Raw genomic sequence first — 14261 nt, forward strand, 5'->3', positions numbered from 1 at the left:
TTGAGAACCCGCTACTCGCGATTTGATGCATCAAGTTACAATTTGTCAGAATTCAGGCACCCCAAGTGAATGTCGTGTGAATATCGCCCAAATACCACTCCTGCAGAATTAACACAGAGTTAACGGGCCGATTTACAGCCCGTTATTGCTGCAAATTTATAACTTATTGCCGACCACAACCAGGCAACCACCGCCGGACGGGACATGGCGTATCACTGGTTGAGTTTTTATTCTTCCTGTTGACTTGAAGCGCCAGATCTGTGCTTTAATTACTTCAGGGGCCGCCGGGTCCCCGGGCGAGGGGTCGCCCGCACTCTTGGGGCACAAAGTCATGACCGACACGCGCCGCACTACCGCCATCGCCATCAAGCATTGCCTGGACAATCTGGCGCTGGACGCCCGCCGCAATAACATGGGGGAATTGGTCCACCTGCTGGGCCTCGCCTCCTTGGCCGCGGAGGACGCCGCCAAGGCCGCCGACAGCCGCGTCGTGGGCCTGCAATCGCTGCTGGACCGCACTCCGCAGGGGCGCTGCTGATCGCCTGCCCACGCCCTGCGGATGGGCAAGGCCCCGTCCGATAGGCGCCAGGCAGGTGACCCAGGGGCAGATTCTTCAGAGGCTGAGTGAACCTGGGCGGCGGTTGACTTGACCGTTGCCCTTTTGGTTCATTTTGTCAGGTGTGGCGCGCTTAGGCGCGTGCCCCATGGCCATGTCGGGCATGATCCTGGCGGGGCACCCCGGCGGGAAGGCGGGCCCTGTCAGGCCCGCGACGGCTCAATTCTTGGCCGGATCGTCGCCCTTGCGGCGGGGATGGCTACCATCCTCTTCATCCGAGTCGATGACGCCGTCCTCGTCGAAATCGTCATCATCCTCTAAGCCCGCGTCGTCCTCATCCCAGCTGCCGGCATCCCAGCCGCCAGCGGGCCATGCCGGGGCGACGCCCGGCAACAGGCCGTCATCACCGTTGCCGGGACCATCGCCAACGGGCAGGGACTCGTAGCCGCCGATCTGGGCGCGGCGGATTTCCCGTTCCAGCATGGCGACGGCATCGACCGCCAGGGGCGACCCCTGCAGCCCCTCGGGCACGCCATAAGAGAAGACGGCCAGGGTGGCGCGCCCCCCGACCACGGCCCCGCGCAGCCACAGGTGACAGCGCCGGCGCCGCCCATCCTCCACCGCCGTATGGGTGAAGCGGGCCAGAACCTCGTCATCGGCCAGGGTATCGACGCTGCCCAGGCCCACCTGGCCATCCGGCCCATCGGCGAACTGCGCCGCGATGCGCTGGAGCAGGACGGCCGGGGGCAGGGACTCGCCCTCCCCAAGGGTGACCGCTTCCCAGTCCAGGCCCGCCGCCAGCGCCGATTCCAGGGCCAGTTCCGGTTCCATGTCGTCGGGCGGGGGATAGTCGTGGACCACCACCCGCAGGATCTCATCCGCCTCGGCATCGTCGGGACGGCGGAACTGGCTGGTCTGCGGACCGCCCAGGTCGTCCTCATCCTCATCGCTGCTGCGCCAGTCCCAGGGTAGGCGGAAGCGCAAGACGTCGGCATGCACGATGTTGCGCATGGTCACGGCGCTGACGGGACCCTGGTCGGCGGGACCGAATTCCATGCGACCGATCTCATCGCCCAAGCGGTCCAGCAGGCCGCCCAGGCCGGGAACCCAAAACTCCTCGCCCGGCACATACAGTTGCAGCGTGGCGACGCGCACCCGGTCCGGCGGCCGGAAGTCCGCCATCTTCCAGACGAAGATCTGCGCCTCGGCGACGCGTCCACCGGCAGCGGGGGGCGCACCGTCCCCTTCCGGGGCCGGGGCGACCGGCAGGGCGGCGCAATAGGCGATCCACCGGCGCTCGCCGGAGGCCATGGCGGTCACGCCGGGGGGCAGCAGGTGGTCGCGGTCCAGGTACTGCAACGCGTCTTCGGCATCCACGCCATAGTCATTGGCGTAGGTCGTGACCGATACCAGCAGGTCCAGCGGATGGCCGCCGATGGGATGCCCCGCAGTGGACGACCAGATCGCCGGTGATTGCAGGGCCAGGCCGCCGTCATCGCGATAGATGCGCGTCCAGGTCGCGGGCAGGCAAATGCGCACGGCCCCGCCATGCACGGCCATCCACTGCCAGTCACCCCCGGCGAGGTCTATGTCCAAAGTCCGCTGTCCCATGGCGCGGCACTCTAGGCAAGCCGGCCTCCGGTTGCAAACCCTCCGCCAGCAGGCCAGCCAGTACACTCGTGCCGCCCGCACATGGCTGGCGGGGCCCCACGTTCGCGAAAGCGAGAAAAATCAACGGGCTCAGTTACGCAGGCGGTAGCCGCGGTGCAGCAGGGTGGCGGCGATGGCCAACAGCGCCCCGTTCACCCCCACCAGCACCAGGGCGGCGAGGGCGGCCTGATCCTGGCCCTGGCCCAGGAAACCGATGCGCACACCCTCGATGGCGTAATAGATGGGGTTGGCCTGGACGATGGCGCGCAGGACCGCCGGCATGCTGGTGACGGGAGCGAACAAGCCGGACAGGAAGATCAGCGGGGTGAAGACGAAGGTCATGGCCGCCGAGAGGTGGTCCCATTTCATGCTGATCAGCCCGGTCAGGACGCCGAAGGTGGCCATCATGGAGGAGCCCAGGACGACGAACAGCAGCACCAGGGCCGGATCGGCCATGGGCGCCTGCCAGAAGACCAGGAAGCCGATCCAGACGGTAGCACCGCTGGCGACCCCCGCCGCCATGGCCGACAGGACGTAGGCGGCCATCATCTCCGCCGCCCCCACCGGCGCCATCAACTGGTCCAGGATGGCGCCCTCCAGCTTGGCGTAGAGGATGGAGAAGGAGGGGATCTGCACGGACTGGGTCAGCAGGGAGAGGGCGACCAGACCCGGCACCAGAAAGGCCAGGATGGCGTCGCCCTCCGGCGTGTCGCGCCTGTCGCCCAGACCGAATTCGAAGACGGTGAAATAAAGGGCGGCGGACAGGCAGGGCGCCACCAGGAACAGCATGGCCAGCTTGCGCAGGCGCTTCACCTCCCGGCCCAGCAGGGTCAGGAAACCCAGGGTGTTGAAGCGGCCAAGATGGCGTTGCCGGTCGGGACGGTAGGCCCCGGCCGGCGGCGGCATGTCGGTGGCGTTCCCGGCGGCCGGCATTTCCATGGCGTCAGGCTTTCAGCTTGTAGCCGGTGGAAACCATGCGCAAGGCCACCAGCCACAGGACGAGGTTGGTGCCCAGCATGACCGCGATGCCGGTGCCCAAGGTGCCGTCGGTATGGCCAATGAAGCCGTAGCGGAAACCGTCGATGAAATAGAAGAAGGGGTTCACGTGCGCCAGCGTGTGGAAGAAGGGCGGCGCGCTGTCCAGCGTGTAGAAGGTGCCGGACAGGAAGGACAGGGGCGTGATCACGAAATTGGTGACGGCCGCCATGTGATCGAACTTGTCCGCCCAGATGCCGCCGATGAGCCCCAGCAGGGACAGCAGCATGGAGGCCATGACGGCGTGGAAAAGCACATAGACCGGGGCATGCATGCCCAGCGGCACCACCATCTCGATGACGATCCAGGTGACCAGCCCCACCAGGAGCCCGCGCACGACGCCGCCGGTGACGAAGGCGGAAACGAACTCCAGGGAGGACAGCGGCGGCATCAGCACATCAACGATGTTGCCCTGCACCTTGGACACCAGCACGGAGGATGAGCTGTTGGCGAAGGCGTTCTGCGCCATGCCCATCATGATCAGGCCCGGTCCCAGGAAGCGCAGGAAGGGCACATCGCCCACCATGCGCACCACGCCGCCCAGGGCCAGCGCGAACACGGCGTAGAACAGCAGGGTGGTCACGACCGGCGCGGCGATGGTCTGCACCCAGACCTTCAGGAAGCGGCGGATTTCCCGCTTGGTCAGGGTGGCGAACCCAACCCAGTTGATGGCGCCCAGCGCCCGGGGCGCCGGCGCGGGGACACCAACCAGGGACGTGCCAGAAGGTGGGGAATGCTGCAGCATGGTCATGGAATGAGGGTGCCCGTCGCGAAGGCCCCGGGGTTGACGCCCCCGGCGAGGCTGGGCCCGACCTTAACGCCGCAACCCCGCCCCGGCAATATGAGCGGCGTCACAGAAGGCGCCGGATACCGTGGCGGAGACACCACCCCCGGCGCTACCATGGCGGCATGACCGACGACCTTTTCGACCCACGCCCCACCCGTCCCGCCACGGGCCGTTCCGCAGCCCGGCGAGGGCCCAAGCGCGTGAGCGCCGCCTATCTGGAACGGGCGGCCCTGCATTATCTGGAGCGCTTCGCCGCCTCCACAGCGTCCCTGCGCCGGGTGCTGATGCGCAAGGTGGAGATGTCGGCCGCCGCACACGGCACGGACCGCACGCAAGGGGCGGAGTGGGTGGAGGCGCTGATCGCCCGTTATCAGCAGAGCGGCCTGCTGAACGACCGCGTCTATGCCGAAGGCCGGGTGGCCAGCCTGCACCGCCGGGGCGGGTCCACCCGCACCATCCGCCAGAAGCTGGCGGCCAAGGGTGTCGACGCCGGCCTGGTGGACGCCGCGCTGGACGAACTGGACGGCGCGGAGGAGGGATCAACCGACCTGCGCGCCGCCCATGCCTATGCCCGCCGCCGGCGCCTGGGCCCCTTCCGCGCCGGGGAGGAGGAGCGGGCGGCCAAGCGGGACAAGGATATGGCCACCCTGGCCCGCGCCGGCTTCGACTTCGACACCGCCGCGCGCGTCATCGACGCGGCGGACCCGGATGACATCGGGCTGGATGGCCTCTGACCGGACAACGGCCGCCGAGCCTTAAGCCGGGAAGGGGATGCCCTCCTTATCGAAGCGCAGCTTCAGGCGGCGGTTGAACTCGCGGCCCACGGCGTACTGCCGGCGGGGACGGGTCTTGATGCGGAACTTGATCTTCACCGCCTTTTCCGCGAACTCGCTGACGCCCAGGATTTCCATGGGTGCCAGGATGCCGCTGCCAAACAGGCTGTCACTCTGCAACTCCTCGCCGATCTCGGTCATGATCTGCATGGCGCGGTCCAGGTCGGTGGCGTAGGCGATGCCGAAGTCGGCGGTGAAGTAGCTGTAGTCCTTGGTCAGGTTGGAAATGCCGGTGACGGCGCTGAACGGCACCGTATGCACGGCGCCGCTGTCGTCACGCAGACGGATGGTGCGGATGGTCAGGCCCTCCACGGTCCCGGTGTAGCCGGCCAGCGTCACGGAATCGCCGACGGAGATGGTGTCCTCGAACAGGATGAACAGGCCGGTGATGACGTCCTTGACCAGGGACTGGGACCCGAAGCCGATGGCGACGCCGATGACACCGGCACCGGCCAGCAGCGGGGCGATGTTGACCCCGATCTCCGCCAGCACGGTCAGACCCACCATGACCAGCAGCATGACCAGCACGGCGTTGCGCACCAGGGGCAGCAGGGTGCGGATGCGCGCGCTGCGTTCCACCAGGCGGCCATGCCGGTCGGTGGTGTTGAGGTAGCGCTCGATGGCGCCGCTGATCAATTCCCACACGATCAGGGCGAACACCACCATGAGCACGATGGTCAGCAGGGAGGCACTGATCCGCTGGCCGAAGGGGGTGCTGAGCCAGCCGAAGCTGTCCACGCCCCAGGCCTGCAGCAGGGTCAGGACCGCCACGATCCACACCACGACCTTGGCCCCCCGGTGCAGGATGGGCAGGTAGCGGTTGGCGCGGGATTCCAACAGGGGGTATTGGCGCTTCAGATCGTCAGGGATGGAGAAGCCGCGCCGGATCAGCCGGTCTGCCCCCTCCATCAGCAGGCGGGCGACGATGATGGTGATGACGCTGACCAGCGTGGCGCGGGAAACGAAGCCGAAGCCGCCCTTCACCTCCAGCGCCCAGATGCCATAGATGGCCACCAGGTAGACGATGGCCAGGATGTGCCAGATTTCCGCCAGGCGGCGGCGGACCAAACCCCAGGCGCTGGGGGCCGGCGGGGCCGCCACCAAGGGGGCGTCGCCGGAAATCTCGGCGGCCAGTTGGGCCTCCAGCGCGCCATCCTCGTGCAAATCCTCGGGCTTCAAGGGCTCGCGCCCCCGGATCCAGTCGGCCACGCTCAGCCGGTTCTGCAGCACCAGGATCACCAGCATGATGCCGACGACCAGGCCCACCACCTTCAGCAGCGCCATGTAGGGGCGGGTGGGCAGGCCCAGCTGATAAGCCACCTGCGCCACGAAATACCCATACACCGCCGTCAGGGCGATGCGGCGTACCCAGATGTAGACATAGTGCGCCGTCTCGTCGCCCACGGGCAGCAACCGCAGGAACGGGGCGCCCGGCGACAGAAGGAAGCGGGCGGCCAGCGTCGTTCCCTGGACCAGCAGGCTGGACAGGATGATGCCCAGCGCCGCCATGGCCGCGGGTTTGGGCGGATGGGTCAGGGTCTGCACGCCATAGGCGGCCACGGCGAAGGTCATCATGGGCACCGCGTCCAGCAGCGTGCGGGCCAGCAGCAGGCCTATCCGAACCCACAGATTGCTGGACTGGCGGCGTTCCAGGACGTGACGGGGCCGGCTCAGCGCCCAGAAGGTGGCCAGCCGGGCCACATAGCCCGCGATGACCACCAGCAGCACCTCGCCGATCAGGATGCCCCACTGCTGGCGCAGGCGGGGATCGGATATCTGCCGGTCCAGCCAGCGATAGGCCTTCGGCAGATCCAGCAGCGCCTGGCCGGCGGCCGCGATCTCCTCACTCAATTCCTCGATGCGGTCCGACAGGGCGTCCAGCATGCGGGTGCCCAACGTCTCCACCTCGGATTCCTGGGCCGGCGGGGTGGAATCGGACGGGGCGGCACTGGCCGGCGCGGCAGCGGTACCGGATGGGGGCGGAACGGAAACGGCAGTGGATGGCGACGCCGCGGCCGGTGCGGCCGGATTGGCGGCGGCCAGCAGGCTCAATTGCGCGATCAGCGCGTCGCGGCGCTGCGGATCCTGCAAGGTCTGCAACAGGGCCGCCGCCTGGGAAGCGGCGGCGGGGGAAACGACGCCCGCCGGAACGTGGGTGGGAAGCGGCGCATGCTCCTTGGGGGCCTCTTTGGGTGGCTCCGCCTGAGAAGATGTCTCATGCGGTGATGCGGCGTCCGGCGTGACGCCATCGGACGGTGCAACCGGCGCGGCCTGGTCCGGTGGGGCCGAGTTGACGGCGGGCGCCTCCGACGTCTGCGCCCCCGCCCCCCGGGAAAGAAGCGACGGCGGCAGGGACGCCGACAGCGCAAGAACAACGGCAAGGAGAGCTTTCCGCATCGTCCGCAACCATCCACTATAGGCAAGACTAAGGAATATGAGGCGGGCGAACGTTAGCCTTAACGGATAGGCCTGCCAACGGTCTGTACAGGCGGCGTTGCCGTAAAGCACAGGCCCCTAAGCACAGTTCCCGCCAAAATGTACCTTGGGACGTAGGCAGGCGGGCTGGGGCGCACTATCCTTATTCCCGGTGAGTTCGCGGAAGACACGCGGGAGCGGCCGGGTATTCGCCAGACTGACCCGCCCGGGGGCGCCGCCCCGCGGGCATCCGCCATTTGATCCCCTGATGAGTGACCCGGTCCATGGCCAAGGACAGCCCTGATGACATGATGGCGGAGGCCGGCTTACCCCAGGGCGGCGATCCAACGGAAAGCAAATTGATCGAAACCAAGCGGGCCTGGGCGCGGGAAGGCCGGCTGTTGACCGGCGCGGCGCCGGCGGCCGAGCGGCCCCGCCTGCCCCCGGGTCAACGTTTGGTGACCAGTTGGCCGGTGCTGGACCTGGGCATCCAGCCCGAGGTGGACACCGACACCTGGACCCTGACGGTGGACGGGCTGGTCGACCGGCCCTTCACCTGGAACTGGGCGGACTTCCTGGCCCAGCCGGTGGTCAGCGACACCTCCGACATCCACTGCGTCACCTCATGGTCGCGCTATGACAACCACTGGCAAGGGGTTTCCGCGCGGCACCTGGTGACCCTGGCCCAGCCCCAGCCTGACGCGGCGCACGTGCTGCTGCACAGCCATGACGGCTATACCACCAACCTCCGCCTGGCGGTGTTCGACGACGCCGACGTCCTGCTGGCCACCCGCTGGGAGGGCCAGCCCCTGACGCGGGAGCACGGCGGACCCGTGCGCCTGGTGGTGCCCAAGGCCTATTTCTGGAAATCGGCAAAATGGATCCGCCGCATCCAGTTCATCAACGACGACACACCGGGGTTCTGGGAAGTGCGCGGTTACCATAACGAGGGTGACCCCTGGACCGAGCAGCGGTACGGTTGAGGCGGCGGCGATGAAGTTCCAGACCCATCCCCGAATGACCCATTCCCCACTGGCCCATCCCCAGTTTGCCCAACCCACCCCACCTATGGCCGGTGGCACGCCAGCCGCGCAGGCATACCCGCCGGGCGACACCCCGGGGCAGACGAGGCCGCGGGCGCGGCCGAACGCCCACAACTTCGCCTTCCCCAGTCTGACGGGGGACGCCCCTATCCGCATGGAGGCCTTCAAGGGCCGGCCGGTGCTGGTGGTGAACACCGCCTCCGCCTGCGGCTATACCTCGCAATATGCGGAGTTGCAGACACTATGGACGCTGCTGCGCGGCCGGGGCCTGATGGTTCTGGGCGTCCCCTCCAACGATTTCGGGGGACGGGAGCCGGGCGGCGCAGAGGAGATCGCGCGGTTCTGCGCCGACACCTATGGCGTCGACTTCCCCCTGGCGGGCAAGCAGACGGTGATCGGCCCCGCCGCGCACCCGTTTTTCCACTGGGCGGTCAGCAGTGTGGGCGAGGCCGGGTGGCCCCGGTGGAACTTCCAGAAATACCTGGTCACCCCGGACGGCCGGCTGGCGGAAATCTGGCCGTCGCCCGTGCGGCCCCTGGCCGACGTGGTCCTGGAGAGAATCCAGGCGCTGCTGAACAAGGCCGGCCTTTAGCTGGAGTGCAATGGCTCAGGTCGCCGCGACCAGGCCCATGTCCGGCCACACCCGATCGGCCGGCATGATGACGCGGGCGGTGGTGCCCATGCCGGGCTCGCTCTCGATCTCCAGCCGGCCGTCATGCAGTTCCACCAGGGCGCGCACCAGGGGCAGCCCCAGGCCCGCCCCGCCGGTGGTGCGGGTAAGGGGGTTCTCGATCTGGCGGAAAGGTTCCAGCGCCCGGCCGATATCCTCCGCCCGCATGCCGATGCCGGTATCGGCCACGGTGATGACCAGGCGCCCCTGGCCATCGACCATGGCGCCCAGGGTGACGGTGCCGCCCTTCAACGTGAACTTCACGGCATTCGCCAGCAGGTTGGACAGGAGTTGTTTCAACGCCACCTCATCCGCCCGCAGACGGGGCAGGAAGTCGGCGTACTCGGTCTGAAGGTTGATGCCGCCCCGGATGGCCCGTTCCTTCACCACACGCAGGCAGGAGGCGAAGACCCGCGGCAGGTCGACCATATGCTCGTTCAGCTCACGCTTGCCGGCCTCGATCTTGGACAGGTCCAGGATGTCGTTGATGAGATCCAGCAGCATGCGGCCGCTGTCATGGATATCGCGGGCGTATTCGGCATAGGCGGGGTTGCCGATGGGCCCCAGGGACTGGCTGCCGATGATTTCGGAAAAGCCGATGATGGCGTTCAGGGGCGTGCGCAGCTCATGGCTCATATTGGCCAGGAATTCGGTCTTGGACCGGCTGGCGAACTCCGACTGCTCCTTGGCCAGGCGCAGCGCCACCTCCGCCCGCCGCCGGTCGGTGATGTCGTCGGCGGTGCCCTGGATGGCATAGGCCCGGCCAATGCCGTCCAGCAGCACCCGGGCGGACAGGGAGGCCCAGAGGGCGCTGCCGTCCTTGCGCCGGATTTCGGCGGCGAAGTCCTGGATGGCGCCCCGCTCCACCACGTCCCGGGGGAAATCCACCCGGGCCCGGGTATCGATGAATAATTGCGCCCAGGCATCCGTCATCGCGTTCGCCAGATCCTCCTCCGACGCGTAGCCCAGCATGCGCACCAGCGCCGGATTGGCGGACAGGAAGGCGCCGCCGACGGTGATGGTGAACATGCCCTCCACCGCGTTCTCATAGATGTCGCGGTACTTGCGCTCGCTGGCGTGCAGGACGGCGTTGGCCTGTTCCAGGCTGTCCATCAGGATGATGCGGTCGTGGGCGCGGCGCCGGCTGACCATCAGCACGAGGCTGACACCCAGGGTCAGCGCGGCGCCGAATATCAGGACGGCCTCCACCTCCCACGCCTGCCGGGCCAGGCCGGCCTGCAGGTCGCCGGTCATGTCCAGCCACCAGACGCCGTCGCCGATGGACAGGGCGCGGCTGAACTCGGCGGTGGCGGTGGCGGCATGCCCCGTCTGGACGAAGGCCGCCTCGCCCGCCCGCGACCGCAGGCTGAGCCGCGTCCACAGCGCGGGATCGGCCTGCCCGTCCATGCGCAAGGTCAGCAGGTCGCGCAGGTCGATACGGGCGACCAGGGATGCCCCAGCGGCGGTGGCGTGCGCCAGCAGCAGGCTGGCCCCATCACCGCCCAGGCGCACCGTCACGGCACCATCGCCCGTGGGCATCGCGGTGCCCGGCGTGGGCCCGCCCTGCGGGATCGCCGTGATCAGGTCGGCCAGGTCGGTGGGATCGATCTCCGCCCCCGCGGGGCCGGTGCGCTGGGCGCGACCGCCCGGCCCCACCCAGGACACCGACCTGATTTCAGGCCGCAGGTCGATCAACAGCGCGACCTGCCGGTCGAACTCCGACGGCGCCGGGTTGGCGGTCAGGAAATTACCCTCGGCGCCCAAGGTGGCGGTGATACGGTCCAGACGCTGCTGCACGTGGCGGCTACGGGCGTCCGCTTCATCCGCCAGCCGGGCCTGAGCGACGCCGGACAGCATGGAATGCACATAAAAGGCGGCAAGGACGGTCAATACGATACCGGACAGCGCGGCCAGAATCGGGCCGCGAGTCAAAAAAAAGACGGCCGGGCGGCGGCGCCGCGCGGTCTCCAACACTGACATCCTGGTACTACCCTTTCCGCTTCCCCTTGATTGGGGCCCCCTGCGGCCGTGCAGGCCCCCAGGATAACCCCATTCCCAACCCCAAAGAAACAGCAGCGCGTTAACGTGCCGCTGACAAAGGGGCCAAGCCGGGGGACCAAGCCGGGGAGCCAAGTGGGGGGTGGGCAAGCCGGAGGGCGATGCAGGGTGACAAGGAGACGGGCGACAAGGGTAGCCCCATGCCGCTATACCTGAATGACGGTGATCATCCCCCTGATCGACCCCCTGATCGACACTGCCGTGACTGATATTCCTGAAGCGTCCATGGCCGACACAGCCGCCACCGGGCCCGGAGCCTCGGACCCCAATGACTATGTGGCCAGCCCCTGCACCCGTGTCTGCCGTATCGACGGCCGTACGGGCCTGTGCGCAGGCTGTCAGCGCACGCTGGAAGAGATCACGCTGTGGGGCGGCATGACGGCGGACCAGCGTCGCGCCGTCCTGGCGTGCCTGCCTGACCGGCGGCGGGATAAGCGCAGGCTGATCCGATGGCGCCGGGGCGAGGGCCCATAACTATACGGCCAACAAGGGGAAGGGGCGGGTCAATCCGCCTGGGTTTCCGAGTCGTCGCCCCCGGCGAAGGCGCGGGCGCCCCACATCAGACGTTCGATTTCACGGATGCGGTCGCCCTGCAGGCGCATGCGCTCTGCATTGACCACAGTCCCCCCCGCCGGGCCACCCGCCGGCGCGCCATCAGGCGCAGAGCCGTTGGATGCCGGGCCGCTGGGTGACGGGCTGCCGGATGCCCTGGCCCCCCGCTTGGGGCCGTCCTCCTCGCCGTGATCGTCCGCGCCAGCCATCGACCGCCTCATCGACCGGACGCCACTCCCAAGCCACGGGCGCCCTCTGGTTCATGCAAATATCACGAAGCGTATCATGGCCCCTGGCCCCCCGCATCCGGGAAAGCCCGCCAAATCGTTCGGACAGGGTGATAATAAGTACACGGTGTGACCTGATTTCAACGGTCTCCGCCTCACGCTTTCGCAGTAGGCTGCCGCTGGGGTTCCGGCGGGGAACTGGCGCGGCGGAAATGTCGCACCAATCCCACCAAGCCCCCTTCTCGCCCGCCGGCTCTACCGTGACACGGCGTACCGCCGCTCGATGGCATCACCGTGACGCGGCGTACCGCCGCTCGATGGCATCCCACAGCGTCGACTCGATGGCGCTGCCGTTCAGGCGGTTGATTTCCTGGATGCCGGTCGGGCTGGTGACGTTGATCTCGGTCAGGTAGTCGCCAATGACGTCGATGCCCACGAACACCAGGCCCTTTTCGCGCAGCACCCCGCCGATAGCCGCGCAGATCTCGCGCTCACGCTGGGTCAGATCGGTCTTGGCGGCACTACCGCCCGCATGGAAGTTGGCGCGGGCCTCGCCATCCTGGGGCAGGCGGCTGACAGCGCCCACCGGCTCGCCATCCACCAGCAGGATGCGCTTATCGCCCTGGCGGATTTCCGGCAGGTACTTCTGCACGATGATGGGCTCCCGATACAGCTGGGTGAAGGTTTCCAGCAGGGCGCCCAGGTTCTCGTCGTCCGGCTTCACATGGAAGACGCCCGATCCGCCGTTGCCGAACAGCGGCTTCACGATGATGTCCTTGTATTCCCGGCGGAAGGCCAGAACCTCGTCCTTGGCGCTGGTGATCAGCGTGGGCGGCATCAGGTCGGGGAAGTGGGTGACGAACAGCTTTTCCGGCGCGTTGCGGACGGAGGCCGGGTCGTTCACCACCAGCGTCTTGGGATGGACGTGTTCCAGCAGGTGCGTGGCCGTGATGTAGGCCATGTCGAAGGGCGGGTCCTGGCGCATCAGCACGATGTCGACGCTGGCCAGGTCCAGCGTCTCCGCCAGGCCGAAGGTATGGTGGTTGCCGCGCTCGCGCCGGACCTGCAGCGGCCGGGCGGTGGCCACCAGGCGGCTGTGGCGGAAGGCCAGGTCCTGGGGCAGGTAGTGATACAGGGTGTGACCCCGCCGCTGCGCCTCCAGCGCCATCATGAAGGTGCTGTCGGTGTCGATGTTGATGGAATGCATCGGGTCCATCTGAATGGCAACGGACAGGCTCATCCTCAATCTCCCCCACCCCGGCGTCCGGCGGTGCTTTGGCGTGTGACGGTTTGGACTGTGGCCCCCCGTGGACCGGCCCGGCTGCGGCGCCGATCACAGGGGAATTTACATCAGATCAATTCAGGCGGTTCCGCAGATGCTGCACCAGGGTGGCCGCCTGGTCCAGCAGTTGGGCCGAGGTGCCGGCGCGGGCACCCAGTTCCAGGAAGGTCTCGAACGCGGCGATGGCGGCGGCGATGTGGCCGAGCTGCGCCTGCAACAGGCCGGATTCACGCCACAGCGGCACCTGGCCCGGCGCCATCAGCAGCATGGCCTCGACCGCCTCGGCCGCCAGGTCGGGCCGCTCGCCACGCATGTGCAGCAGCTTCACATTGTTATGCAGGCGCAAGAGGATGTCGCGGTTGCCCACAGGGGCGTAGTGGTCGGGCTCCAGCTCCGCCGCCGTGCCGGAGGTCTGCTTGATCAGGTCGCGCAGGTCGACCACGCTCAGGACCCGCCCGCCGCCAAAGGGATCGATGATGGCCCGCTCGCCCCCGTGTTCCAGGCGGATGAGGAAATGGCCGGGAAAGTTCAGTCCCACCATGGTCCAGCCCTGGGCGCGGGCGGCGTGGATGTAGAGGATGCCCAGCGCCACCGGCAGGCCCCGCCGCCGGTCGATGACCCGGGCCAGGTTGGCGTTCTGCGGATCCTCATAGGTGGCGCTGTCGCCCTCGTACCCCATGCGGTCCACCAGAACACCCCGCAAGGCATCCAGGCATTGGCCGAGGGTCAGCGTCTCGCGTGGTCGGATGGCCAGCTGAGCCGCCACGGCGGTGGACAGGGTGGTGAGATGGCGGCGATAGGAGGACAAGGCGCCCTCGCCCCCCGACAGGGCGGCCAGCGCCAGGGCGGTTTCCGCCAGGTCGATGTCCTCGTCGCGCATCTGGCCCACGGCGCGCAGCAGCGCGCGGGCTTGCGCCTGGCCCTTGCCGGCGCGGCCGCGATTTGGGGACAGCTGGCTGGTCACGGACTGGATGCTCCCTCCGGCATCGGGTTTCCGGGACATAGCGCATCGCCGGGGCGGGTGTCGACCACCAAAGCCGCCGGAACCCTTAATGAATGCTTGTATGAGTTCCACTCATCGGGCCGCCTCCTGGTAGGATGGTTGGCCTGATGGCCGGGAGAGGGTCGCCGCAGAACGCTCGAAGTTATGTCT

Annotated in this window: 13 protein-coding genes; 5 read left to right on the top strand and 8 right to left on the bottom strand. The window is 67.9% G+C overall.

From position 1 onward, the window contains the following. The first annotated feature begins 331 nt into the window (after positions 1-331). Positions 332-538, top strand: a complete 207-nt coding sequence (locus FBZ90_RS14475; RefSeq protein ID WP_145733171.1) for a hypothetical protein — start codon at positions 332-334, stop codon at positions 536-538. Positions 539-775: 237 nt separating this feature from the next. Here the strand turns inward: FBZ90_RS14475 and FBZ90_RS14480 are convergent, their stop codons facing one another. The 3 genes from FBZ90_RS14480 to FBZ90_RS14490 all read right to left on the bottom strand — a co-directional run bounded on the left by FBZ90_RS14480 (position 776) and on the right by FBZ90_RS14490 (position 3986). Beyond that, on the bottom strand, positions 776-2167 hold the full coding sequence (locus FBZ90_RS14480) for a hypothetical protein (RefSeq protein WP_145733173.1): 1392 nt from the start codon (positions 2165-2167) through the stop codon (positions 776-778). 129 nt (positions 2168-2296) lie between these two features. Beyond that, positions 2297-3145 (bottom strand): ABC transporter permease, encoded by an 849-nt coding sequence (locus FBZ90_RS14485; protein ID WP_145733175.1) that lies wholly within the window; start codon positions 3143-3145, stop codon positions 2297-2299. 4 nt (positions 3146-3149) lie between these two features. Next, a complete protein-coding gene (locus FBZ90_RS14490; protein WP_145733247.1) occupies positions 3150-3986 on the bottom strand; it encodes an ABC transporter permease in 837 nt (278 codons plus the stop codon). 164 nt (positions 3987-4150) lie between these two features. Between FBZ90_RS14490 and FBZ90_RS14495 the strand changes: the two genes are divergently transcribed. After that, positions 4151-4762 carry a regulatory protein RecX gene (locus FBZ90_RS14495; protein WP_145733177.1) on the top strand — a complete coding sequence of 204 codons (612 nt, stop codon included), beginning with the start codon at positions 4151-4153 and terminating at the stop codon, positions 4760-4762. Positions 4763-4783: 21 nt separating this feature from the next. Here the strand turns inward: FBZ90_RS14495 and FBZ90_RS14500 are convergent, their stop codons facing one another. Continuing rightward, a complete protein-coding gene (locus tag FBZ90_RS14500; RefSeq protein WP_246130409.1) occupies positions 4784-7258 on the bottom strand; it encodes a mechanosensitive ion channel domain-containing protein in 2475 nt (824 codons plus the stop codon). Positions 7259-7560: 302 nt separating this feature from the next. On the opposite strand from FBZ90_RS14500, the gene FBZ90_RS14505 reads away from it, so the two are divergent. Together FBZ90_RS14505 and FBZ90_RS14510 are read left to right on the top strand one after the other, a co-directional pair. Then, positions 7561-8259, top strand: a complete 699-nt coding sequence (locus FBZ90_RS14505; RefSeq protein WP_420872601.1) for a sulfite oxidase-like oxidoreductase — start codon at positions 7561-7563, stop codon at positions 8257-8259. Between the two features lie 10 nt (positions 8260-8269). Next, complete coding sequence (locus FBZ90_RS14510; RefSeq protein ID WP_246130410.1) at positions 8270-8911, top strand: glutathione peroxidase; 642 nt, start codon at positions 8270-8272, stop codon at positions 8909-8911. A gap of 15 nt (positions 8912-8926) precedes the next feature. On the opposite strand, the gene FBZ90_RS14515 is transcribed toward FBZ90_RS14510, so the two are convergent. Then, positions 8927-10969: a PAS domain-containing sensor histidine kinase gene (locus FBZ90_RS14515; RefSeq protein WP_145733179.1), complete on the bottom strand. Its 2043-nt coding sequence runs from the start codon at positions 10967-10969 to the stop codon at positions 8927-8929. A gap of 234 nt (positions 10970-11203) precedes the next feature. Here FBZ90_RS14515 and FBZ90_RS14520 point away from each other — a divergent pair, with 234 nt between their 5' ends. Beyond that, a complete protein-coding gene (locus FBZ90_RS14520) occupies positions 11204-11521 on the top strand; it encodes a DUF1289 domain-containing protein (protein ID WP_246130411.1) in 318 nt (105 codons plus the stop codon). A gap of 29 nt (positions 11522-11550) precedes the next feature. On the opposite strand, the gene FBZ90_RS14525 is transcribed toward FBZ90_RS14520, so the two are convergent. From FBZ90_RS14525 to FBZ90_RS14535, 3 genes are all read right to left on the bottom strand, one after another. Continuing rightward, positions 11551-11808 (bottom strand): hypothetical protein, encoded by a 258-nt coding sequence (locus FBZ90_RS14525; RefSeq protein WP_145733181.1) that lies wholly within the window; start codon positions 11806-11808, stop codon positions 11551-11553. Between the two features lie 307 nt (positions 11809-12115). Further along, on the bottom strand, positions 12116-13066 hold the full coding sequence (gshB, locus tag FBZ90_RS14530) for a glutathione synthase (RefSeq protein WP_145733183.1): 951 nt from the start codon (positions 13064-13066) through the stop codon (positions 12116-12118). 115 nt (positions 13067-13181) lie between these two features. Continuing rightward, positions 13182-14072: a SirB1 family protein gene (locus FBZ90_RS14535; RefSeq protein ID WP_246130412.1), complete on the bottom strand. Its 891-nt coding sequence runs from the start codon at positions 14070-14072 to the stop codon at positions 13182-13184. Positions 14073-14261: the final 189 nt, after the last annotated feature.

The sequence above is a fragment of the Nitrospirillum pindoramense genome, assembly GCF_007827955.1.
Lineage (GTDB): Bacteria > Pseudomonadota > Alphaproteobacteria > Azospirillales > Azospirillaceae > Nitrospirillum > Nitrospirillum amazonense_B.

Coding starts and splice junctions, on each gene's coding strand:
- FBZ90_RS14475 (WP_145733171.1), top strand. CDS start 332: ATGACCGACACGCGCCGCACTACCGCCATCGCCATCAAGCATTGCCTG.
- FBZ90_RS14480 (WP_145733173.1), bottom strand. CDS start 2,167: ATGGGACAGCGGACTTTGGACATAGACCTCGCCGGGGGTGACTGGCAG.
- FBZ90_RS14485 (WP_145733175.1), bottom strand. CDS start 3,145: ATGGAAATGCCGGCCGCCGGGAACGCCACCGACATGCCGCCGCCGGCC.
- FBZ90_RS14490 (WP_145733247.1), bottom strand. CDS start 3,986: ATGCTGCAGCATTCCCCACCTTCTGGCACGTCCCTGGTTGGTGTCCCC.
- FBZ90_RS14495 (WP_145733177.1), top strand. CDS start 4,151: ATGACCGACGACCTTTTCGACCCACGCCCCACCCGTCCCGCCACGGGC.
- FBZ90_RS14500 (WP_246130409.1), bottom strand. CDS start 7,258: ATGCGGAAAGCTCTCCTTGCCGTTGTTCTTGCGCTGTCGGCGTCCCTG.
- FBZ90_RS14505 (WP_420872601.1), top strand. CDS start 7,561: ATGGCCAAGGACAGCCCTGATGACATGATGGCGGAGGCCGGCTTACCC.
- FBZ90_RS14510 (WP_246130410.1), top strand. CDS start 8,270: ATGAAGTTCCAGACCCATCCCCGAATGACCCATTCCCCACTGGCCCAT.
- FBZ90_RS14515 (WP_145733179.1), bottom strand. CDS start 10,969: ATGTCAGTGTTGGAGACCGCGCGGCGCCGCCGCCCGGCCGTCTTTTTT.
- FBZ90_RS14520 (WP_246130411.1), top strand. CDS start 11,204: ATGACGGTGATCATCCCCCTGATCGACCCCCTGATCGACACTGCCGTG.
- FBZ90_RS14525 (WP_145733181.1), bottom strand. CDS start 11,808: ATGGCTGGCGCGGACGATCACGGCGAGGAGGACGGCCCCAAGCGGGGG.
- gshB (WP_145733183.1), bottom strand. CDS start 13,066: ATGAGCCTGTCCGTTGCCATTCAGATGGACCCGATGCATTCCATCAAC.